This window comes from Trabulsiella guamensis ATCC 49490 (genome assembly GCF_000734965.1).
GTDB lineage: Bacteria > Pseudomonadota > Gammaproteobacteria > Enterobacterales > Enterobacteriaceae > Trabulsiella > Trabulsiella guamensis.
This window is the reverse complement of the sequence record NZ_JMTB01000101.1, coordinates 1-22,769: the sequence shown is the minus strand read 5'-3', so window position 1 is coordinate 22,769 and position 22,769 is coordinate 1. Positions and strand designations below refer to the sequence as shown.

Genomic DNA, 22,769 nt, shown 5'->3' with positions numbered 1-22,769 from the left:
CTTGTGCTGCTTCGGAGATGTTTGATATCCCTCGGCAACGGCGGCATATATTACTGGTTTAAGATTTCAGCGCAACAAAAATTTCGATGAAGATCACTTAACTGCTTACGTTTCAGGCGACACGACCAGAAAAAACACGATTCCTGGTCATGCCGTCATCACTGCAGCGATCCGAGACGTTTTTGCGCCAGTTTTGCGCCTTCGGTACCAGGGTACTTGCTGACCACCTGCTGGTAGACCGCTTTCGCTTTTGCCGTATCCCCCTTGTCCTGCATGATCACGCCGACCTTGTACATCGCATCAGAGGCTTTGGGTGATTTCGGGTAGTTTTTTACGACAGAAGCAAAATAATAGGCTGCATCATCTTTTTTCCCCTTGTTGTAATTCAACTGACCGAGCCAGTAGTTGGCGTTCGGTTGATAAGTTGAATCCGGGTATTTCTTGATGAAGTTCTGGAATGCCGTGATGGCGTCGTCCTGGCGAGAGGAATCCTTCACCAGCGCGATGGCGGCATTGTAATCGGTATTAGCGTCACCGCTTTGCACCGGTGCGCCTGACGTAGCCGCGCCAGCCGCAGGTGCTGTCGTGGATGCGCCAGCATTGCTGTTTTGATCGCTGCCTGTCTGTGGCGTTTGCGTTGCCGCGCCGCCGCTGGTCAGGCTGTCAATCTGCAGCTGCACTTGTTTCTGCCGTTCAATAACCTGATTCAGCTGGTACTGACTCTCCTGGATCTGTCCGCGGAGGGCGTCAATATCGGCCTGATTATCAGAAACTTGTTGCTGGAGTTGGGTTAAAAGCTGGCTGTGAGCATTTGAAATACGCTCGAGTTGAGTGACACGATCTTCGACCGAGCCTGAGCCGACACTACTGATTGGTGCCTGAGCAAAAGCGGCCCAGGGGGCCGCTATTCCAACCAGTAACGACAGACTCAACAGGTGATGTCTGAAGTTACTGTTCATGCGATTCTCTTAGTAAACCAGTACGGCGCGACGGTTTTTTAGCGTAAGCCGCTTCGTCGTGACCCAGTACTGCAGGTTTTTCTTTACCGTAAGAAACGATGGAGATCTGATCAGCAGAAACGCCTTTACCCTGCAGGTACATCTTAACGGCATTAGCACGACGTTCGCCCAGGGCGATGTTGTACTCCGGAGTACCACGTTCGTCCGCGTGACCTTCTACGGTAACTTTGTAGGACGGGTTGCTACGCAGGAAGTTAGCGTGCGCGTCCAGCATTGCAGCGAACTCAGAGCTTACGTCGTATTTATCCAGACCGAAGTAAACGATGTTGTTCTGCTGCAGCTGTTGCATCTGCAGACGAGCCTGTTCTTCAGAAGACATGTTGCCGTTAGCATCCATACCAGTGCCGGCGCCCATCATGCCTTCACCGCTCTGGTCATTGCTGGCGTTCTTGTTGGAAGAACATGCCACGATTGCCATTACCGGCAGAGCCAGCATTAGTCCTTTCAGCACTTTGTTCAGTTGCATTTCTTTGATTCCTATATAACTAATTATTTATTATTACAGATACGGAGACCAGGCAGGGAATTTGACCTGTCCATCAGTCGCCGGAAGACGCGCTTTGAAACGCCCATCTGTAGAAACCAGGTTCAGCACGGATCCCATCCCCTGAGAAGAGCTGTAGATAACCATAGTGCCGTTAGGTGCCAGACTTGGCGTTTCATCCAAAAACGTTGACGACAGAACCTGTACGCCACCCGCTTCCAGATCTTGTTTGGCAATGTGCTGCTGACCATTGGCCGAGCTTACCATTACCATAAATTTACCGTCAGCGCTCACATCCGCATCCTGGTTTTGATTACCTTCCCAGGAAATACGCTGTGGAGCACCGCCATTGATATTCACTTTATACACTTGCGGACGACCGGCCTGGTCAGAGGTGAATGCCAGGGTCTGGCTGTCCGGGAACCAGCTCGGTTCGGTATTGTTGCTGCGACCGTTCGTCACCTGACGGATCTGACCGGAGCCGATATCCATCACGTACAGGTTCAGGCTACCGGTTTTAGACAGTGCAAAGGCCAGTTTGCTGCCATCCGGCGAGAACATCGGCGCACCGTTGTGCTGCGGGAAAGAGGCAACCTGACGCACCGCACCGTTCGCAAGCGTCTGGATAACCAGCGCGGAACGACCGCTTTCGAAGGTGACGTAAGCCAGTTTAGACCCGTCAGGAGACCATGCCGGCGACATCAGCGGCTGCGGAGAACGGTGAACCACGAACTGGTTGTAGCCATCATAGTCAGAGACACGCAGTTCATACGGGAACTGACCGCCGTTGGTCTGCACTACATAGGCGATACGGGTACGGAACGCGCCTTTAATACCGGTCAGCTTTTCGAACACTTCGTCACTGGCAGTATGACCGGCATAACGCAGCCACTGCTTGTTTACTTTATATGTGTTCTGCGCCAGTACGGTACCGGCCGCGCCACCCGTATCAACCAACTGGTAAGCGACATTGTAAGAACCGTCCGGGTTCGGAGTTACCTGCCCGACAACCACGGCGTCAATACCTAATGCGGACCATGCTGCAGGTTGCACCTCCTGCGCGGACCCCGGCTGCTGAGGCAGGCGAGAACGATCCAACGGATTGAATTTACCGCTGTTGCGCAGGTCAGCCGCAACGATGCCACCAATATCTTCAGGTGCAGCACCCGGCCCGGCCCACTGGAAAGGCACAACGCCAATCGGGCGCGCCGAGTCCACCCCCTGGGTGATCTCGATACGTACTTCTGCGTGCAGCGCCGCTGCCCACAGCATCAGAAAACCAAATGCTACTCGTAATGCCTGCTTCATCATATCTCCCTTATCCGGATACAAAATCCACGATAATTTAGCAGAATGTTAACAAACTCAAATACACAAGACTACCAAAACCCTGAGACAACCGTAGTTTGTTTTTCCTCTATTTCCACAAGGAAAAATCAATTAGGTTTGAAGTCCAGCGGCGCATTCTTGAATACCTCATATACCGCTTGTGATGGCGGTTTTGGATACTTCGCCTGACGGGCGGCTGAGAGCGCCGCACTACAGAGCGCGGGATCACCACCTTCCGACTGAATATCCAGAAGCATGCCATCTGGCGCCAGTTTGATACGTAATGTACATGTCTTACCGGCATAAGAGGAAGCATCGTAAAAACGGCTTTCGATCGCTGCTTTTATCTGCCCGGCATAGTTACTGATATCCGCCCCTGATGCACCGTTATTTTTATTGTTACCGCTTCCGGCAGGCGAAGCATTGTTCCCTTTTGCTCCTCCCCCTGTTTTCGGCGCATTCTTACCTGAGCTCAGGTCGCCGAAAAGATCGTCAACATCGGCTTCCGACGCTTTTGCTGCGGCGGCTTTTTTCGCGGCGGCCGCTTTGGCGGCTTTATCCGCGGCAGCTTTCTCTGCTGCCGCTTTTTCAGCGGCGGCTTTTTTTCTCGGCAGCCGCTTTAGCTGCAGCGGCTTTCTCAGCGGCAGCCTTCTCAGCGGCAGCTTGCTTAGCCTCAGCAGCCGCTTTCTTCTCTGCTTCCTGCTGCGCTTTCTTCGCGGCTTCTGCTTCTGCTTTCTTCTTCGCATCTGCAGCGGCTTTTGCTGCTTCGGCTTCCGCTTTCTTCTTCGCATCTGCGGCAGCTTTTGCTGCTTCGGCTTCCGCTTTTTTCTGCGCGTCGGCAGCAGCTTTCTTCGCCGCATCAGCTGCCGCTTTGGCGTCAGCTTCCGCTTTGGCTTTCGCGTCCGCTGCCGCTTTCGCTGCAGCCTCTTCAGCCTGCTTTTGCTTTTCCTGCGCGCTCTTCGCCGCTTCCTGTGCTTCTAAACGTTCTTTTTCCAGCTGCTTCAGACGTTCCTGCTCTGCGGCCTGCTTTTCACGCAGTTCTTCCGCCTGCTGCTGCGCCTGTTTTTCACGCTGCTCCTGAGCACGCTTTGCGCTGGCCTGTTGCTGCTGTTGCCTGTCGTAGTTCTGGACGACCGCGCCAGGATCAACCATCACGGCATCAATGGCAGAACCACCGCCGCCGCCAGCAGAAGCATCTATGTGCTCATCGAACGAACTCCAGATCAGCAGTGCGATCAATACGATATGCAGCACTACTGAAATGATGATCGCGCGTTTAAGCTTGTCGTTTTGTTCGGTTGCCTTCGACACTCTCGGTTCCCAAAAACTTTGTACCTGTTTCACCGGTTAAATCGGCTGGGTCATTAGACCGACCGACTTCACACCGGCGCTATGTAACAGGTTCAGCGCTTTAATAATTTCATCATATGGCACATCTTTCGCGCCACCGATTAAGAAGACCGTTTTCGGATTCGCCTCAAGACGACGCTGCGCTTCGGCAACAACCTGCTCCGGCGGCAATTGCGGCATCTTTTCCTGGCCAACGTTCACGCTGTACTGACCGACGCCGGAAACCTCAACGATAACCGGCGGATCGTCATTGGTGCTGACTGTTTGCGAATCCGTCGCATCAGGCAGATCCACCTCCACGCTCTGCGTGATGATTGGCGCAGTCGCCATGAAGATCAGCAGCAACACCAACAACACATCCAGCAGCGGAACAATATTAATCTCGGACTTCAGTTCGCGACGTCCGCGTCCACGTGCTCTGGCCATGGCTTACCCCTTGTTGCTCTCGCTGCTGGTAAACGCCTGACGATGCAGAATCGCGGTAAACTCTTCCATAAAGTTGTCGTAGTTCAGTTCCAGTTTGTTGACGCGCTGATTCAGGCGGTTATACGCCATGACCGCAGGGATGGCTGCAAACAGACCGATAGCCGTCGCGATCAGTGCTTCCGCGATCCCCGGCGCAACCATTTGCAGCGTGGCCTGTTTCACCGCGCCGAGCGCGATAAAGGCGTGCATGATCCCCCATACGGTACCGAACAGACCAATATACGGGCTGATGGAGCCGACTGTCCCGAGGAACGGAATGTGCGATTCCAGCGTTTCCAGTTCGCGGTTCATGGAGATACGCATCGCGCGCGATGCCCCTTCCACAATCGCCTCTGGTGCATGGCTGTTAGCGCGATGCAATCGGGCGAACTCTTTGAAACCGCTATAGAAAATTTGTTCGGAGCCAGTCAGGTTATCGCGACGCCCCTGACTTTCCTGATACAGGCGAGAAAGCTCAATACCAGACCAGAATTTGTCTTCAAACGCTTCGGCCTCACGCCCTGCCGCATTCAGAATGCGGGTACGCTGAATAATGATGGCCCAGGAGGCGATTGAAAAACCAATCAAAATCAACATGATAAGTTTAACCAGAAGGCTAGCCTTCAGGAACAAATCAAGGATGTTCATGTCAGTCACTGCTTAAACTCCGCGACAATAGACTTGGGAAGCGCACGAGGCTTCATTAAGAGAGGATCAACACAGACAATCAAAACTTCTGCCTGGTTAAGCAGTTGATTCTCCGCGTTGACGATCCGTTGCGTGAAAACCAGTGAGGTTCCGCGCATCGATGTTATTTCCGTTTGGACTTCGAGCATGTCGTCGAGTCGGGCGGGCGCAAAATACTCCAGCGTCATTTTGCGTACCACGAAAGCTACGCGCTCTGCCAACAGTACCTGCTGGCTAAAGTGATGGTGGCGCAGCATCTCGGTGCGTGCTCGCTCATAAAAAGCGACGTAACTGGCATGGTAAACCATGCCACCGGCGTCTGTGTCTTCGTAATAAACACGAACCGGCCACTGAAATAGCGTTGTATTCACTTTACATCCCGGTAATACAAAAAAGTTTAGAGCATTCAAACTTCGCTACTATACGCGCGGTCAAGAGGGTTTGGAATGGGTGTAAGTAAACGGAGAGTAAATTTTTATGGGCCTGCGTCAGCCCATAAAAGATTGCGGAGGATTCTTAATCAGGCGAAGAAGAAAATCAGCCCGGCGAGCAAGACCAGATCGGCGATCAGCGGGCAGAAAATGCCCTGCCAGTGAAGGGCTTTCGGTCGGAAGCCGACGCCGTGGATAACCCCTGCACATACCGCCCACATCAGCAGCAGACCATGCCAGATGGAGAGCGTGCTGGTTTTCGCCGCAAAACGCGACGGATCCCAGAACATACAGCCCGCCAGCACTAACGCCATCAGTAAGGAAAGGGCCCTTAGCGGGCCCTTGTCCATTACCGCATATAACACTGCGATAACACTTTTCATTAATGATCTTCTTGTCCGGATTCAACATGCTCCAGAGCCAGCGCGGTGACCACCCCAAAGGCACAAGCCAGAAGCGTCCCCAGAATCCATGCAAAGTACCACATAATTTGCTCCTTACTTAGTACAGAGAGTGGGTGTTGCTTTCGATATGTTCTTTGGTAATGCGGCCAAACATTTTCCAGTAACACCAGATGGTGTAAGCCAGAACAATCGGAACGAAGATGATCGCAACGTAGGTCATCAGGTTCAGCGTGATATGGCTGGAGGTCGCATCCCACATGGTCAGGCTCGCGTTCATCATCGTGCTGGACGGCATGACGAACGGGAACATCGCCACACCCGCAGTCAGAATAATGCAGGCCAGTGTCAGCGATGAGAACAGGAACGCCCAGGCGCTTCTGTCCATCCGCGCGGTCAGGATGGTCAGCAACGGCAGGACCACACCCAGAGCCGGAATCAGCCACAGGATCGGCGCGCTGTTAAAGTTCGCCATCCACGCACCCGCTTCACGCGCCACTTCTTTCGTCAGCGGGTTAGAGGCTGCGGAATGGTCGATGACGGACTTAACGACATAGCCGTCAATACCGTACACCACCCATACACCCGCCAGTGCGAAGCAGACCAGCGTAACCAGTGCAGTCACCTGCGCGGTCGCTTTGGAACGCAGATGCAATTCGCCAACAGTGCGCATCTGCAGATACGTCGCGCCCTGCGTCAGGATCATGGCGACGCTGACAATCCCTGCCAGCAAGCCAAACGGGTTCAGCAACTGGAAGAAATTACCGGTGTAGTAGAGACGCAGATACTCGTCCACGTTGAATGGTACACCCTGCAACAGGTTGCCGAACGCCACGCCAATCACCAGCGGCGGCACAAAGCTCCCGAGGAAGATGCCCCAATCCCACATGTTACGCCAGCGGTTGTCTTCGATTTTCGAACGGTAGTCAAAACCAACCGGACGGAAGAACAAGGACGCCAGGACCAGGATCATTGCCACATAGAAGCCAGAGAATGCTGCGGCATAGACCATCGGCCAGGCTGCGAACAGCGCACCACCCGCGGTGATCAGCCACACCTGGTTACCGTCCCAGTGTGGGGCGATTGAGTTGATCATGATTCGACGCTCGGTGTCATTACGACCGAGGAAACGGGTGAGCATGCCCACCCCCATGTCGAAACCGTCCGTGACGGCAAAGCCAATCAGCAGTACACCGACCAGCAGCCACCAGATAAAACGTAATACTTCATAATCGATCATTTGATGACTCCTGTCTTAGCGTGCCGGCTGAGTCGTCGAAAGCGACTGCTCATAATGATAGCGACCGGTTTTCAGGCTGCTTGGGCCAAGGCGCGCGAACTTAAACATCAGATAAAGTTCAGCCACCAGGAACAGGGTATACAAGCCGCAGATCAGTATCATCGAGAAGAGAATATCGCCTGCGGTCAGCGACGAGTTCGCCACCGCCGTCGGCAACACTTCACCGATGGCCCATGGTTGACGGCCATACTCAGCGACAAACCAGCCCGCTTCTACTGCAATCCACGGCAATGGAATACCGTAGAACGCCGCGCGAAGGACCCATTTCTTATCACCGATACGGTTACGAATAACGGCCCAGAAGGACGCCGCAATGATAATCAGCAACAGGAAGCCGCACGCCACCATAATACGGAAGGCGAAGTACAGCGGCGCAACGCGCGGAATGGAATCTTTCGTCGCCTGCTTGATTTGCGCATCCGTCGCATCAGCTACGTTCTCTGTATAGCGCTTCAGTAACAGGCCATAGCCCAAATCTTTTTTCACGCTGTTGAACTGATCGCGGACCGCCTGATCGGTGGAACCGGCGCGCAGCTCTTCCAGCAGTTTGTAAGCGGTCATCCCGTTACGGATACGGTTTTCATGCTGAACCATCAGGTCTTTCAGACCAACAACCGGCGTATCGACGGAACGGGTCGCAATGATCCCCAACGCATAAGGGATTTGAATAGCGAAACGGTTTTGCTGCGCGTCCTGATCAGGAATACCGAACAGTGTAAAGGCGGCCGGTGCAGGCTGCGTTTCCCATTCAGCTTCAATGGCAGCGAGTTTGGTTTTTTGTACGTCGCCCATCTCGTAACCGGATTCATCACCGAGCACGATAACAGACAGGACCGCTGCCATACCGAAGCTTGCTGCAATGGCAAAGGAGCGCTTGGCGAAGGCGAAGTCACGACCTTTCAGCATGTACCAGGCGCTGATACCGAGGATGAACATCGCCCCGGTGACATAACCTGATGCAACAGTGTGAACAAATTTCACCTGAGCAACCGGGTTCAGCACCAGTTCAGAGAAGCTCACCATCTCCATACGCATGGTTTCGAAGTTGAAATCAGAGGCGATCGGGTTTTGCATCCAGCCGTTCGCGACAAGGATCCACAGAGCAGAAAGGTTAGACCCCAGCGCAACCAGCCAGGTGACCGCCATATGCTGGACTTTACCCAGACGGTCCCAACCAAAGAAGAACAGACCTACAAAGGTGGATTCGAGGAAGAACGCCATCAAACCTTCAATGGCCAGCGGCGCACCGAAGATATCTCCCACATAGTGAGAATAATAAGACCAGTTCGTCCCGAACTGGAACTCCATGGTCAAACCGGTGGCAACACCCAGAGCGAAGTTGATGCCAAACAACTTGCCCCAGAACTTAGTCATATCTTTATAAATCTGTTTGCCGGAAAGGACATACACGGTTTCCATGATGGCCAGCAGGAACGCCATACCGAGCGTCAGCGGCACAAACAGGAAGTGGTACATCGCGGTCAAGGCAAACTGTAAGCGCGACAGTTCGACTATATCTAACATCTTGACTCCTTGCTCATCGCATGAAGACTCCGAGAATGAACCCGTCTGAGCGGTTCACACACATGCCCCAATACAATTAATTTGTATCCAACGTCGTTGCTGAGTTCCTGCAAGAGGAAACGACAATCATTAAAGGTTACAAACACGTTAATAAAAAAACCAATTTGATCCGCAATTATATTACGCCGCAAAACCCTTACAATAAACAGGTTTTTGCAGTACTAAATTTACGTTTTTCGACATTGATCAATATATAGCTAAAACGCGTCATGGCAGCCAACTTGATCTACGACAATTTAACGCTTTACCAAGAATTTTCCAATCATTAAACATTGATTTATATCAATTCGGCTGAATTCTGTTAATGGTGTTTAGTTGCAGTAAACATTGTACTTATAATGTTAAATATATGTAGTAATCGAGAAACCTATCGTTACCAGATCGCAAAAAAGATAGTAGTAAATGTTTTATTATTTAACGTGGGCTGTCTCCTGCTTTGCGCAGGTGACAACACTATTAATGTTAGCTGCTTCACATAATTTTGGGTCGTGACTTTTTCGTAGAACACGCATGGTATTACTTTTGCCTTTCTTAGCCTCCTAATAAACACCACTGGTGAGCAATACGTACTGGCGGAGGGAATGTTGTGCAAATGCCTGGAGGAATGGTTTTAGGTGTCATAATATTTGAACTCAGAAGAGCTCTCCATGATATATTTACACCACACCATGAATATAAATTTCACGGGTATTTTACGCCCCATTAAGAAATATCGCCTCCCATACTGCCAGCCTCTGCCCCTCCTCCCCTCTGTTTTGTGCGTTATGATTAGCAGAAAGACCAATAACGCCTAACAAATTGTATTTCAACATGTTATTTTTAGTAAAACGACATATACCATCTATTTATCAACTCAATAATTTAAAGTGAGCAATCTCACATATTCATATTATTACCTTTTGCACTACTAAAAGCCACGCCTGTTCTGACCTGGCAAGCAACCCTTATTCATGAATTAAATAATTATATTATCGGCGTAACGAATAGTTCGTGCAGGTGTATTTTATGCTTATTTCGCTTTAATAATACCCGCGTTTTTTGAGATTACAGATCGCAGGTATTTCATCAGGAGGCGAAAATGTTTAAACCACTCTTGCTGTTCGGCGTACTGGCACTGCTGCCTGCAATGAGTCAGGCAGACGAACCCGATGCCATCGAGAAAGCCACCAACCCACTACATTTATCCACCTCGGTTGCCCTTCAGGATTACTACACGCCTGAACTGTATGGCAGCGACCGCCATCTCAACGACACCCTGTTTCGCGCCACCGTGCCGGTTGCCGCCGGAGACTGGGTGCCGGTTCCGCAAATCCTGCGCATAACCGTACCGCTGGCGACTCGTCCACAACCTGGCGGCTACAGCACCGGACTGGGGGATATTAACCTGTTCGACATCTTCCTGCTCAAACAGGATGGCGTCAAAATTGGCGTTGGCCCGCTCATTACCGCCAGCTCCGCCGCCAGAGACGAGCTTGGTAGCGGAAAATGGCAGGCCGGGTTATCGGCCATCGCGATTAAATCCACACCGCAATGGATGGCGGGTACGCTGGTACAGTGGCAAAAAAGTTTCGCGGGAGATGAAGCGCGCCGCGATGTGGAAACCGCCACTTTTCAACCCATCGTTATCTACAAATTGCCGAAAGGCTGGTATGTGCGCACCTCAGGGATCTGGACATGGGATCGGGAAAGTGACGATTACTATATCCCTGTCGGGCTGGGCGGTGGTCGTGCCTGGAAAGCGGGGAATAAAGTAGTGAGCGCGTTTATTGAGCCGCAGTGGACCGTCGCGCATAAAGGCGATGGTGTGCCTGAATTTACACTGTTCGCGGGGATTAGTATTGTAATGTAAAAAAGGCCGCTTCTCAGCGGCCAACCATGTCGAAAATGTCGAAATCGGTCATATAAAGCTCCCCCGCGCAGGGGAGCAGAGAGGATTAATTACTTAATGATGGTCTGCAGCGCTTCGCCGATGTCGGCCAGGCTGCGAACAGTTTTCACACCCGCTGCTTCAAGAGCCGCGAATTTCTCATCTGCCGTTCCTTTACCACCGGCGATGATGGCGCCTGCGTGACCCATACGCTTGCCTTTCGGCGCGGTCACACCCGCGATGTAACCCACTACCGGCTTGGTCACGTGATCTTTAATGTACGCTGCCGCTTCTTCTTCCGCGCTGCCGCCGATTTCACCGATCATCACGATCGCTTCCGTCTGCGGGTCTTCCTGGAACATCTTCAGGATGTCGATGAAGTTAGAGCCCGGGATCGGGTCGCCGCCGATGCCCACGCAGGTGGACTGGCCGAAACCGTAATCGGTCGTCTGCTTAACCGCTTCATAGGTCAGCGTACCGGAGCGAGAAACGATACCCACTTTGCCCGGCTGGTGAATATGGCCCGGCATGATGCCGATTTTGCACTGACCCGGCGTGATAACGCCCGGGCAGTTCGGGCCGATCATTCGCACGCCCGCTTCATCCAGCTTCACTTTCACAGTCAGCATATCCAGCGTCGGGATACCTTCGGTGATGGTAATAATCAGTTTGATGCCAGCGTCGATAGCTTCCAGAATGGAATCTTTGCAGAACGGAGCCGGAACATAGATAACCGACGCGGTCGCGCCAGTCGCTTCTACCGCTTCACGCACAGTGTTGAACACCGGCAGGCCCAGATGCGTGGTGCCACCTTTGCCTGGCGTTACACCGCCAACCATCTGCGTGCCGTAAGCAATTGCCTGTTCAGAGTGGAACGTCCCCTGGCTACCGGTGAAACCCTGGCAGATAACCTTGGTGTTTTTATCGATTAAAATGGACATTATTTCCCCTCCACTGCGGCAACTACCTGCTGAGCGGCATCCGTCAGACTTTTCGCTGCAATAATATTCAGGCCACTGTCAGCCAGTTTCTTCGCGCCCAGCTCGGCGTTGTTACCTTCCAGGCGTACAACCACCGGAACGTTAACGCCAACTTCTTCTACCGCACCTATGATGCCGTCTGCGATCAGGTCGCAACGCACGATGCCGCCGAAGATATTAACCAGTACCGCTTTCACATTGTCATCGGAGAGGATGATTTTGAACGCTTCAGTAACGCGCTCTTTAGTCGCGCCGCCGCCCACGTCGAGGAAGTTTGCTGGTTCACCGCCATGCAACTTAACGATGTCCATAGTGCCCATTGCCAGGCCCGCTCCGTTTACCATGCAGCCGATGTTGCCATCCAGCGCCACGTAGTTCAGTTCCCACTGTGCCGCCTGCGCTTCACGCGGATCTTCCTGAGACTGGTCGCGCATTTCGCGCAGTTCAGACTGGCGGAATAAAGCGTTACCGTCAGCGCCCAGTTTGCCGTCGAGGCAGATCAGGTCGCCCTGCCTGGTGATCACCAGCGGGTTGATTTCGATCAGCGCCAGGTCGCGCTCAAGGAAAATGGTCGCCAGACCCATAAAGATCTTGGTGAACTGCTGAACCTGTTTGCCTTCCAGACCCAGTTTGAACGCCAGTTCGCGGCCCTGATACGGCATAGGACCTGCCAGCGGATCCAGTGCCACTTTGTGGATCAGGTGCGGGGTCTCTTCCGCCACTTTTTCGATTTCCACGCCGCCTTCAGTGGAGGCCATGAAGACCACACGGCGGGAGCTACGGTCGACTACCGCGCCCAGATACAGTTCTTTATCGATATCAGTCGCCGCTTCCACCAGGATCTGGTTGACTGGCTGACCGTTAGCGTCTGTTTGATAAGTCACGAGGCGTTTGCCCAGCCAGTGCTCAGCAAATGCGCGAATCTCTTCTTTGCTCTTAACAACTTTCACACCGCCCGCTTTACCGCGGCCACCAGCGTGAACCTGACATTTCACAACCCACGGACCCGCACCAATTTTAGAGGCGGCTTCTTCAGCTTCACGCGGCGTGGTACAGGCATAGCCCACTGGCGCAGGTAAACCATAGCGGGCAAACAGTTGTTTTGCCTGATATTCATGTAAGTTCATGCGTTCTATCCATTCTTAGTAATGGTTATCATTAAGCCTGTAGTCCGGTCGCTTGTTGCGCCGGATGGCGCTACGCTTACCCGGCCTACAGGGCAGGTGATGCTTTTGACTATGACCGCTACACGTCCAGCAGCAGACGAGTCGGATCTTCCAGCAGCTCTTTAATCGCCACCAGGAAGCCTACTGACTCGCGGCCGTCGATCAGACGGTGATCGTAGGACAGCGCCAGGTACATCATTGGCTGAATCACGACCTGACCATTTACCGCCATCGGGCGATCTTTGATGGCGTGCATACCCAGAATCGCGCTCTGCGGCGGGTTGATGATCGGTGTAGACATCAGGGAGCCGAAAACACCGCCGTTGGTAATGGTGAAGTTACCGCCGGTCAGATCGTCAACGGTCAGTTTGCCGTCACGGCCTTTCACTGCCAGCTCTTTGATGTTTTTCTCGATGTCAGCCATACCCAGCAGATCAACGTCACGCAGAACCGGGGTCACCAGGCCGCGCGGCGTGGAAACCGCCATGCTGACATCGAAATAGTTGTGGTAAACCACATCATCGCCATCGATAGACGCGTTCACTTCCGGGAAGCGTTTCAGGGCTTCAACCACCGCTTTCACGTAGAAGGACATAAAGCCCAGACGGATACCGTGACGTTTTTCGAACGCTTCGCCGTACTGCTTACGCAGATCCATAATCGGCTTCATGTTGACTTCGTTGAAGGTCGTCAGCATGGCGGTGGAGTTTTTCGCTTCCAGCAGACGCTCGGCCACGCGCTTACGCAGGCGGGTCATCGGGACGCGTTTTTCGCTGCGGGAACCCAGCGCAGGCTGAGCGGCTGCAGGTGCGGCCGCCGCTGGTGCTTTGCTTTCTGCTTTCGCCGGGGATTTCGCCAGATGTTTTTCCACATCTTCACGGGTGATGCGACCGCCCACACCGGTGCCTTTGATGGCGCTGGCGTCGAGGCTGTGCTCAGCCAGCAGGCGACGGATCGCCGGGCTCAGCGCATCATTGTTTTGCTCTTCCAGAGACGCCTGCTGACGCTGTGCCGGCGTCGACTCTTTCGCGTCGGACTTCGCGCCAGACTCTTTGCCAGAGCTGTTGCCTTCACGCAGGCGGCCAAGGATCTGGCGAGAGGTAACGGTGGTGCCTTCGTCTTCCAGCACTGCATCCAGAATGCCGTCCGTCGACGCCGGTACTTCCAGTACCACTTTGTCAGTTTCGATTTCTACCAGCACTTCATCACGGGTTACCGCATCGCCTGGTTTTTTATGCCAGGTCGCGACGGTCGCGTCTGCAACGGATTCAGGCAGGTCGGGAACAAGAATATCTACGCTACTCATTATTTATCCTTTAATTAATCGACGTTCAGCGCGTCATTAACCAGATCTTGCTGTTGTTTCTGGTGAACGGACATATACCCTACCGCCGGAGAGGCGGAGGCCGGGCGACCTGCATAACGCAGAGCGGACCCAAACGGAATCACTTCACGGAAATGATGCTGGCTGCAGTACCAGGCGCCCTGGTTGAGCGGCTCTTCCTGACACCAGACAAAATCATGCACGTGAGCATATGGTTTCAGCGCTTCCTGTACCGCCTGATGCGGGAACGGATAGAGCTGTTCGATACGCACAATGGCGACATCTTTTTGATCGTTTTTGCGGCGCTGTTCCAGCAGGTCGTAATAAACTTTACCAGAGCACATCACCACACGCTTGACGGCTTTCGGATCCAGCTCATCGATTTCACCAATCGCTGGCTGGAAAGTGCCATTAGCCAGTTCATCCAGTGACGACACCGCCAGCGGATGACGCAGCAGCGATTTCGGCGACATCACCACCAGCGGGCGACGCATACCGCGCAGCGCCTGACGACGCAGCATGTGGTAAACCTGCGCCGGGGTCGACGGGACGCACACCTGCATGTTCTGTTCTGCACAGAGCTGCAAATAACGTTCCAGACGTGCCGATGAGTGTTCAGGTCCCTGCCCTTCATAGCCGTGCGGAAGCAGCATCACCAGACCACACATGCGGCCCCACTTCTGTTCGCCGGAGCTGATGAACTGGTCGATAACCACCTGCGCGCCGTTAGCGAAGTCACCGAACTGCGCTTCCCAGATGGTCAGGGTGCGTGGTTCTGCCGTCGCATAACCATATTCAAACGCCAGCACTGCCTCTTCAGAGAGCACCGAATCCCAGACTTTGAACTCGCCCTGCCCGTTATGCACATGCTGCAGCGGGGTGTAAGTTGAGCCGTTGGCCTGGTTGTGGATCACCGCATGGCGGTGGAAGAAGGTGCCGCGACCGGAGTCTTCACCGGATAAACGCACGGAAATGCCTTCGTCAACCAGTGTAGCGTACGCCAGGTTTTCTGCGCCGCCCCAGTCGAACAGCTTCTCACCCGCCGCCATCGCCTGACGATCACTGTAGATTTTCGCCACGCGGGATTGCATTTCGATGGCGTCCGGCACCGTGCTGATGCGTTTAGCCAGTTCCTGCACACGCTTCATTTCAACCTTGTTCGGGTAGCTCTCATCCCACTCGTGGTTGAGGTACGGCGACCAGGTGAAAGAGTGCATGTTCATCGGACGCCACTCTTTAACCACACACTCACCAGCATCCAGCGCGTCTCGGTACAGATTGACCAGCTCAGTCGCATCTTCCAGCGTCGTCACTTTGTCCTGCTCCAGCTTGTCAGCGTAGATCTTACGCGGCGTCGGGTGTTTTTTGATTTTCTGATACATCAGCGGCTGGGTTGCGCTCGGCTCGTCGGCTTCGTTATGGCCATGACGGCGGTAACACACCAGGTCGATGAAGACATCACGTTTGAAGGTGTTACGGAAGTCCAGCGCCACACGGGTCACGAAAGCGACCGCTTCCGGGTCATCCGCGTTGACGTGGAAAATCGGCGCCTGGACCATTTTACCGATGTCGGTGCAGTATGGCGTGGAACGCGCATCCAGTGGGTTAGAGGTCGTAAAGCCCACCTGGTTGTTAATAACGATACGTACGGTACCACCCACTTCGTAGCCGCGTGCTTTCGACATATTCAGGGTTTCCTGAACCACACCCTGGCCGGTCACAGCCGCATCACCGTGAATGGTGATTGGCAGCACCATATTGCTGCTCGGGTTGTCGAGGCGGTCAAGACGCGCACGAACGGATCCGATAACCACCGGGCTGACGATCTCAAGGTGCGACGGGTTAAACGCCAGCGCCAGGTGAACCAGACCGCCTTCGGTTTCGAAATCAGAGGAGAAGCCCATGTGGTACTTCACGTCGCCAGTGCCGAGGTGTTCTTTGTGTTTACCTGCGAATTCGTCGAACAGATCCTGCGGTTTTTTACCCAGCACGTTAATCAGGACGTTCAGACGACCACGGTGCGCCATGCCCAGCACCACTTCACGAGTACCGCTGTTACCGGCGTGGCGGATAAGCTCTTTGAGCATTGGGATCAGCGCGTCGCCCCCTTCAAGGGAGAAACGTTTTGCGCCCGGGAATTTCGCCCCCAGGTAGCGCTCCAGCCCTTCGGCAGCGGTCAGTTCGCTCAGGAAGCGTTTTTTCTCGTCAGGCGAGAAGGTGGCGTGACCCACTACGGACTCAATACGCTGCTGGATCCAGCGTTTTTCTTCCGTGGAGGTAATGTGCATATATTCCGCGCCGATGGAGCCGCAGTAGGTTTGCTTCAGCGCCTCAATCAGGTCGCCAAGCTGCATCGTATCTTTACCGATGGCAAAAGAACCTACGTTAAAGCTTTCCTGGAAATCGGCCTCGGTCAGATCGTGATAAGCCGGATCTAAATCCGCGACACGTTCCTGTTTCCACAGTCCCAGCGGATCAAGATTCGCATGCTGGTGACCACGGAAGCGATAAGCGTTGATGAGCTGCAGGACTTTTACCTGCTTCACATTGGTGTCAGGGTCGGAAATCGAGGAAGTATAACGTGAGGCATCCTTCGCCAGACGACGGAAATAATCACGTGTTTTGGAATGAAATTGATCGGGTTTGACTCCAGTGCCAGGCAGTTGCTGGAACATAGAACGCCAGTTAGCGTCAACAGAGTCAGGATCGGTTAAGAAGTCTTCATAGAGCTGTTCTATCCAGCTCTGGTTGGCACCAGAGAGGTAAGAAGAGTCCAGCCAGGCTTTCATTGCGCCGTTCTGCATCGTGATCCCTTAAGCATTTAATGCTTATTTCGCCGTAGAAACTACCACATACACCAGGTGCATGTGCCGGGGTTCACTTGCGAGCTCTTGTCTTATATTGGCTCGCGAAGGAACCTTTAAAAACTGTCAAAATATTGTCAGGGGCAGTTTTTAGAGGTTTCCTGTTTGCCCGGTAAGCATAGCGCCACCGGGCAATAACATGATTTACGCACTGCGTTGCAACAGCATCGACTTAATATGGCCGATGGCGCGCGTCGGGTTCAGCCCCTTCGGACACACACTGACGCAGTTCATGATGCTATGGCAGCGGAATACGCTGAAAGCATCGCTTAACCCTTCCAGACGGCTGTCGGTTTCGGTATCGCGGCTGTCGATCAGGAAACGATACGCTGCCAGCAGACCGGCCGGGCCGATGAACTTATCCGGGTTCCACCAGAACGACGGACAAGACGTTGAACAACATGCACAAAGAATACACTCGTACAGACCATCGAGTTTTTCACGCTGCTCTGGCGACTGTAAATGCTCGCGAGCCGGTGGATTCTTCTCATTATTCAACAAGTAAGGCTTAATCTTCTCATATTGTGCATAGAATTGCCCCATGTCTACCACCAAATCACGCACGACGGGCAGCCCTGGCAGAGGACGGATGACAATTTTTTGACCCGGACGATTGAGCGCTGAGATCGGCGTGATGCACGCCAGGCCATTTTTGCCGTTCATGTTCAGGCCGTCTGAACCACAGACCCCTTCACGGCAGGAACGACGAAACGACAGTGTCGGATCTTTTTCTTTCAGCTGGATTAACGCATCCAGCAGCATCATGTCGCGACCTTCTTCCGCCTCCAGGGTGTAATCCTGCATGTGCGGAGCATCGTCTACATCCGGGTTATAACGATAAACTGAGAATTCGAGTTTCATTGTCCTGTCTCCGCATTAATAAGTACGAATCTTCGGCGGGAACGCCGGACGCAGTTTCGGTTCCATATTGACGCTACGACGCGTCATGGTTTCCGACTCTGGCAGATACAGGGAGTGGCACAGCCAGTTTTCGTCATCACGTTCCGGGAAGTCGAAGCGGCTATGCGCGCCACGGCTTTCGGTACGGTAGTTAGCAGACTGGGCAGTGGCGTACGCGGTTTCCATCAGGTTATCCAGCTCAAGGCACTCAACGCGCTGGGTGTTGAACTCGCTGGAGGTATCGTCCAGACGGGCATTTTTCAGACGCTCGCGGATCACTTTCAGTTGCTCAAGCCCTTTGTGCATCGCATCGCCTTCACGGAATACCGAGAAGTTATGCTGCATACATTCCTGCAGTGCTTTACGGATTTCCACAGGATCTTCACCGCTGCGGGTGTTGTTCCAGCGGTTGAGGCGATCCAGAGAACCTTCGATATCGGATTCGCTGGCATCACGCAGTGCACCCTGCTCGGCGATGGATTCCTGCAGATGCAGACCCGCCGCGCGACCAAAGACCACCAGATCCAGCAGCGAGTTGCCGCCGAGGCGGTTGGCGCCGTGAACCGATACGCAGGCGATTTCGCCCACGGCGAACAGGCCTGGGATCACCACATCTTCGCCCTTCTCGTTCACCGTCAGCGCCTGACCGGTCACTTTGGTCGGAATACCGCCCATCATGTAGTGACAGGTCGGAATCACCGGAATCGGCTCTTTCACTGGATCGACGTGCGCGAAGGTACGGGACAGTTCGAGGATACCCGGCAGACGGGATTCCAGAACTTCTTTACCGAGATGGTCGAGTTTCAGTTTGGCATGCGGACCCCACGGGCCGTCGCAACCGCGACCTTCACGGATTTCGATCATGATGGAACGCGCCACCACGTCTCGACCCGCCAGGTCTTTCGCGTTCGGCGCATAACGCTCCATAAAGCGCTCGCCGTGTTTGTTCAGCAGGTAACCACCTTCACCACGGCAACCCTCAGTCACGAGAACGCCAGCGCCGGCGATGCCGGTCGGGTGAAACTGCCACATTTCCATATCCTGTACCGGTACGCCAGCACGGATAGCCATCCCGACACCGTCACCGGTGTTGATGTGCGCGTTGGTGGTGGACTGATAGATACGGCCTGCACCGCCCGTTGCCAGCACAGTCGCGCGGGCTTTGAAGTAAACCACTTCACCGGTTTCGATGCACAGCGCGGTGCACCCCACGACAGCGCCATCCTGGTTTTTCACCAGATCCAGCGCATACCACTCGGAGAAGATTGTGGTGTGGTTTTTCAGGTTCTGCTGATACAGCGTATGCAGCAATGCGTGACCAGTACGGTCAGCCGCCGCCGCGGTACGTGCCGCCTGCTCGCCACCGAAGTTTTTCGACTGACCGCCAAACGGACGCTGATAGATACGGCCATCATCGAGACGGGAAAACGGCAGTCCCATGTGTTCCAGTTCCAGAATCGCTTCCGGACCGGTTTTACACATATATTCAATGGCGTCCTGATCACCGATGTAGTCTGACCCCTTCACGGTGTCATACATGTGCCATTCCCAGTTATCTTCATGGGTATTACCGAGCGCCACGGTGATGCCACCCTGTGCGGACACGGTATGGGAACGGGTCGGGAAGACTTTAGAGAGCAGCGCACAAGTCTGGCCGCTCTGGGAAATTTGCAGCGCAGCGCGCATACCTGCGCCACCTGCGCCTATTACAACAGCATCAAATTCTCTGACTGGCAGTTTCATTACACACCCCACACCACAACGAATCCATAAATAACGTAAACCACCAGTGCAACCACGATGAGCAGTTGCAGAATCAGGCGCATAGCCAGCGGTTTAACGTAGTCGGTCAACACCTGCCACATGCCAATCCAGGCATGAATCAAGATTGAAAACAGAGCCAGCAGGGTAAAGACTTTGGTGAACGAGGAGGAGAAGAAACCCGACCAGACTTCCCAGGTCAGCGTGCCGCTCGTCGCGAAAAAGCCAACCATATAGATGATGTAGAGGGTCAGAACGATAGCGGTAGCACGGACCAGGATGAAGTCATGTACGCCGTTGCGTCCTAATGCTGAGGCGTTGCTTACCATACGAGGACTCCTGCGAGAATTGAAAGCACGACAGTAATAACAAAAGAGATAATGGCGGAGCGTTTCCCTGCTTCGAGGGTTTCGTCCAGGTAGCCAAAGTCCATCATCAGATGGCGGATACCGACCACAGTGTGGTATGCCAGCGCGGTGAGAATGCCCCACATAATGAACTTCACGAAGAAGCTGCTCATGATTGAGCTGGCGACAAGGAAACCTTCAGGAGAAGAGAGGCTGGTGCCCAGCAACCACAGCAGAATACCGACGGCCACAAAGGTGATCACACCGGAAACGCGATGGAGTATGGACGCTATCGCCGTTACAGGGAACCGAATCGTTGTAAGATCCAGGTTGACAGGTCTTTGTTTTTTCACATTTCTTACCATGAATAACGCCCACATGCTGTTCTTATTATTCCTTCCTCCGGTCTGCGTGCGGGTCAAGCAGCGTCCTTACTATAACTAAGCGTCATGTTAAAACTCCCTTTCAGAAGTAAATACGACACAAAACAACGCTGGGTGGCTCGGGATTAGCAGGGTGTTCCGGAGACCTGGCGGCAGTATAGGCCGTTCACAAAATCATTACAATTAACCTACATATAGTTTGTCGGGTTTTATGCGGAACAGTGATCAATATCACGATAACAACATTTTTTTTAAATTTTAATCAGCTGATTTGACAAATATTAAACATTACTGTTACAACCATCACCAGAAAAGTCATATAATGCGTAAAAGTTATGAGGTCGTGCTTTCACCTGAATATAAGTTATGTAACAGTGTGTCGGTATTGACCGAAGTGATCAGGACAGTTATTAGTGTTATACAGGTTTGAATGATACGGACTGCTAAGACCCTGATTTGCTGTTGTTTCGCTGTAAATTGACCGTCTGCCATCCAGCGCCCTTTGCTCTGTACCCTGGTTTCTCCTCTGAAACAGAGCGGCGAGCCAAATAACAATTTTGGTAACGGTAATGAACAGTCTGAATGCGAATCCGGCACCCGGCAGTCTCAAGCAATAAGGCGCTAAGGAGACCGTAATGGCTGATACTAAGGCAAAGCTCACTCTAAACGGTGATACTGCTATCGAACTGGATGTGCTAAAGGGCACGCTCGGTGAAGATGTTATTGATATCCGTAAGTTAGGTTCACAAGGAATGTTTACTTTTGATCCTGGCTTCACTTCTACCGCATCCTGCGAATCCAAAATCACATTCATTGATGGTGATGAAGGTATCCTGCTGCATCGCGGTTTTCCTATCGATCAGTTAGCGACTGAGTCTAACTATCTGGAAGTGTGTTACATCCTGCTGAACGGCGAAAAACCGACGCAGGCGCAATATGACGAATTCAAAACCACCGTCACCCGCCACACCATGATCCACGAGCAGATCACCCGTCTGTTCCATGCCTTCCGTCGCGATTCCCATCCGATGGCAGTGATGTGTGGGATCACCGGCGCGCTGGCGGCGTTCTATCATGACTCGCTGGATGTGAATAATCCGCGTCATCGTGAAATTGCGGCGTTCCGTCTGCTCTCCAAAATGCCGACGATGGCGGCAATGTGTTACAAATATTCCATCGGACAGCCGTTTGTTTATCCGCGCAACGATCTCTCCTATGCGGGTAATTTCCTGAATATGATGTTCTCCACCCCATGCGAAACCTATGAAGTTAACCCGGTACTGGAACGTGCGATGGACAGGATCCTCATCCTGCACGCTGATCACGAACAGAACGCGTCAACCTCAACGGTACGTACTGCAGGTTCGTCTGGCGCGAACCCGTTTGCCTGCATCGCAGCAGGTATTGCTTCCCTGTGGGGACCGGCACACGGTGGCGCCAACGAAGCCGCACTCAAGATGCTGGAAGAAATCAGCTCTGTTGAGCATATTCCGGAATTCATCCGTCGCGCGAAAGACAAAAACGACTCTTTCCGCCTGATGGGCTTCGGTCACCGTGTTTACAAAAACTACGATCCGCGCGCGACAGTGATGCGTGAAACCTGCCATGAAGTGCTGAAAGAGCTGGGCACCAAAGATGATCTGCTGGAAGTGGCGATGGAGCTGGAAAACATCGCGCTGAACGATCCGTACTTCATCGAGAAAAAACTTTACCCGAACGTCGACTTCTACTCTGGCATTATTCTGAAAGCGATGGGGATTCCGTCTTCCATGTTCACCGTGATCTTCGCCATGGCACGTACCGTTGGCTGGATTGCGCACTGGAATGAAATGCATACAGAAGGGATGAAAATTGCACGTCCGCGTCAGCTGTATACCGGCTACGACAAGCGTGAGTTTGAAACCAGCGTGAAAAAACGCTAAGCCATTAGCGGTCTGAACACACCGGGGACGCGGCAACGCGCTCCCCGGTTTTTTTATATCACTCGGCGCTGATCGTAATGTGATGTTCCGCGAACGCCGCACGCAGACGGCGGGCAAATGCCAGCGCCTGCTCACCATCACCATGCAGACAGACGGTTTGCGCACGCACCGTCGCCCATCCGCCAGTAAGGCTCTGTACGCGACC

General features: G+C 53.2%; 21 protein-coding genes and 2 pseudogenes. 3 read left to right on the top strand and 20 right to left on the bottom strand.

The window, feature by feature from the left end; genetic code table 11:
- Positions 1–158: 158 nt before the first annotated feature.
- The 11 genes and pseudogenes from cpoB to cydA form a co-directional block, all read right to left on the bottom strand.
- Positions 159–959 (bottom strand): cell division protein CpoB, encoded by an 801-nt coding sequence (gene cpoB, locus GTGU_RS16990; RefSeq protein WP_038159705.1) that lies wholly within the window; start codon positions 957–959, stop codon positions 159–161.
- 9 nt (positions 960–968) lie between these two features.
- Positions 969–1,485, bottom strand: a pseudogene (gene pal / locus GTGU_RS16985) (peptidoglycan-associated lipoprotein Pal).
- 33 nt (positions 1,486–1,518) lie between these two features.
- The gene (gene tolB, locus GTGU_RS16980; RefSeq protein ID WP_038159702.1) at positions 1,519–2,811 is read right to left on the bottom strand and encodes a Tol-Pal system beta propeller repeat protein TolB; all 1,293 of its coding nucleotides are present in this window, start codon (positions 2,809–2,811) and stop codon (positions 1,519–1,521) included.
- A gap of 128 nt (positions 2,812–2,939) precedes the next feature.
- Positions 2,940–4,143 (bottom strand): annotated as a pseudogene (gene tolA / locus GTGU_RS16975) (cell envelope integrity protein TolA).
- 36 nt (positions 4,144–4,179) lie between these two features.
- Positions 4,180–4,608 (bottom strand): colicin uptake protein TolR, encoded by a 429-nt coding sequence (gene tolR / locus GTGU_RS16970; RefSeq protein WP_038159699.1) that lies wholly within the window; start codon positions 4,606–4,608, stop codon positions 4,180–4,182.
- A 3-nt stretch (positions 4,609–4,611) separates the two neighbouring features.
- On the bottom strand, positions 4,612–5,304 hold the full coding sequence (gene tolQ, locus GTGU_RS16965; RefSeq protein ID WP_124965809.1) for a Tol-Pal system protein TolQ: 693 nt from the start codon (positions 5,302–5,304) through the stop codon (positions 4,612–4,614).
- Positions 5,301–5,705, bottom strand: a complete 405-nt coding sequence (ybgC, locus tag GTGU_RS16960) for a tol-pal system-associated acyl-CoA thioesterase (RefSeq protein WP_038159696.1) — start codon at positions 5,703–5,705, stop codon at positions 5,301–5,303. The genes tolQ and ybgC overlap by 4 nt, the downstream gene beginning before the upstream one ends.
- Before the next feature lie 149 nt (positions 5,706–5,854).
- Positions 5,855–6,148, bottom strand: a complete 294-nt coding sequence (gene ybgE, locus GTGU_RS16955; protein WP_038159693.1) for a cyd operon protein YbgE — start codon at positions 6,146–6,148, stop codon at positions 5,855–5,857.
- Positions 6,148–6,252, bottom strand: a complete 105-nt coding sequence (gene cydX / locus GTGU_RS24900) for a cytochrome bd-I oxidase subunit CydX (RefSeq protein ID WP_072012006.1) — start codon at positions 6,250–6,252, stop codon at positions 6,148–6,150. The genes ybgE and cydX overlap by 1 nt, the downstream gene beginning before the upstream one ends.
- Positions 6,253–6,266: 14 nt before the next feature.
- Positions 6,267–7,406: a cytochrome d ubiquinol oxidase subunit II gene (cydB, locus tag GTGU_RS16950; RefSeq protein WP_038159689.1), complete on the bottom strand. Its 1,140-nt coding sequence runs from the start codon at positions 7,404–7,406 to the stop codon at positions 6,267–6,269.
- A gap of 15 nt (positions 7,407–7,421) precedes the next feature.
- Positions 7,422–8,990, bottom strand: a complete 1,569-nt coding sequence (gene cydA / locus GTGU_RS16945) for a cytochrome ubiquinol oxidase subunit I (protein ID WP_038159686.1) — start codon at positions 8,988–8,990, stop codon at positions 7,422–7,424.
- A 1,138-nt stretch (positions 8,991–10,128) separates the two neighbouring features.
- Between cydA and GTGU_RS16940 the strand changes: the two genes are divergently transcribed.
- Complete coding sequence (locus tag GTGU_RS16940; RefSeq protein WP_038159682.1) at positions 10,129–10,899, top strand: hypothetical protein; 771 nt, start codon at positions 10,129–10,131, stop codon at positions 10,897–10,899.
- A gap of 89 nt (positions 10,900–10,988) precedes the next feature.
- Here GTGU_RS16940 and sucD read toward each other — a convergent pair whose 3' ends face one another.
- The 8 genes from sucD to sdhC all read right to left on the bottom strand — a co-directional run bounded on the left by sucD (position 10,989) and on the right by sdhC (position 20,639).
- Positions 10,989–11,858, bottom strand: coding sequence for a succinate--CoA ligase subunit alpha (gene sucD / locus GTGU_RS16935; protein WP_038159679.1), 870 nt, complete (start codon positions 11,856–11,858; stop codon positions 10,989–10,991).
- Positions 11,858–13,024, bottom strand: coding sequence for an ADP-forming succinate--CoA ligase subunit beta (gene sucC / locus GTGU_RS16930; protein WP_038159676.1), 1,167 nt, complete (start codon positions 13,022–13,024; stop codon positions 11,858–11,860). The genes sucD and sucC overlap by 1 nt, the downstream gene beginning before the upstream one ends.
- 118 nt (positions 13,025–13,142) lie before the next feature.
- Entirely contained in the window at positions 13,143–14,369 is a 1,227-nt protein-coding gene (odhB, locus tag GTGU_RS16925; protein WP_038159673.1) for a 2-oxoglutarate dehydrogenase complex dihydrolipoyllysine-residue succinyltransferase, read from the bottom strand.
- 14 nt (positions 14,370–14,383) lie between these two features.
- Positions 14,384–17,191 carry a 2-oxoglutarate dehydrogenase E1 component gene (gene sucA / locus GTGU_RS16920; protein ID WP_038159670.1) on the bottom strand — a complete coding sequence of 936 codons (2,808 nt, stop codon included), beginning with the start codon at positions 17,189–17,191 and terminating at the stop codon, positions 14,384–14,386.
- Between the two features lie 204 nt (positions 17,192–17,395).
- Entirely contained in the window at positions 17,396–18,112 is a 717-nt protein-coding gene (gene sdhB / locus GTGU_RS16915) for a succinate dehydrogenase iron-sulfur subunit SdhB (RefSeq protein WP_038159668.1), read from the bottom strand.
- 15 nt (positions 18,113–18,127) lie between these two features.
- Positions 18,128–19,894, bottom strand: coding sequence for a succinate dehydrogenase flavoprotein subunit (gene sdhA, locus GTGU_RS16910; protein ID WP_038159665.1), 1,767 nt, complete (start codon positions 19,892–19,894; stop codon positions 18,128–18,130).
- The gene (gene sdhD, locus GTGU_RS16905; protein ID WP_038159662.1) at positions 19,894–20,241 is read right to left on the bottom strand and encodes a succinate dehydrogenase membrane anchor subunit; all 348 of its coding nucleotides are present in this window, start codon (positions 20,239–20,241) and stop codon (positions 19,894–19,896) included. The genes sdhA and sdhD overlap by 1 nt, the downstream gene beginning before the upstream one ends.
- On the bottom strand, positions 20,235–20,639 hold the full coding sequence (sdhC, locus tag GTGU_RS16900; protein WP_038159659.1) for a succinate dehydrogenase cytochrome b556 subunit: 405 nt from the start codon (positions 20,637–20,639) through the stop codon (positions 20,235–20,237). The genes sdhD and sdhC overlap by 7 nt, the downstream gene beginning before the upstream one ends.
- Positions 20,640–20,964: 325 nt before the next feature.
- Between sdhC and GTGU_RS27090 the strand changes: the two genes are divergently transcribed.
- Entirely contained in the window at positions 20,965–21,072 is a 108-nt protein-coding gene (locus GTGU_RS27090; RefSeq protein WP_425427483.1) for a hypothetical protein, read from the top strand.
- Between the two features lie 205 nt (positions 21,073–21,277).
- Positions 21,278–22,564, top strand: coding sequence for a citrate synthase (locus tag GTGU_RS16895; protein ID WP_038159656.1), 1,287 nt, complete (start codon positions 21,278–21,280; stop codon positions 22,562–22,564).
- A gap of 58 nt (positions 22,565–22,622) precedes the next feature.
- Here the strand turns inward: GTGU_RS16895 and GTGU_RS16890 are convergent.
- The coding region (locus GTGU_RS16890; protein WP_038159654.1) for a LamB/YcsF family protein at positions 22,623–22,769 on the bottom strand (147 nt) is incomplete at its 5' end.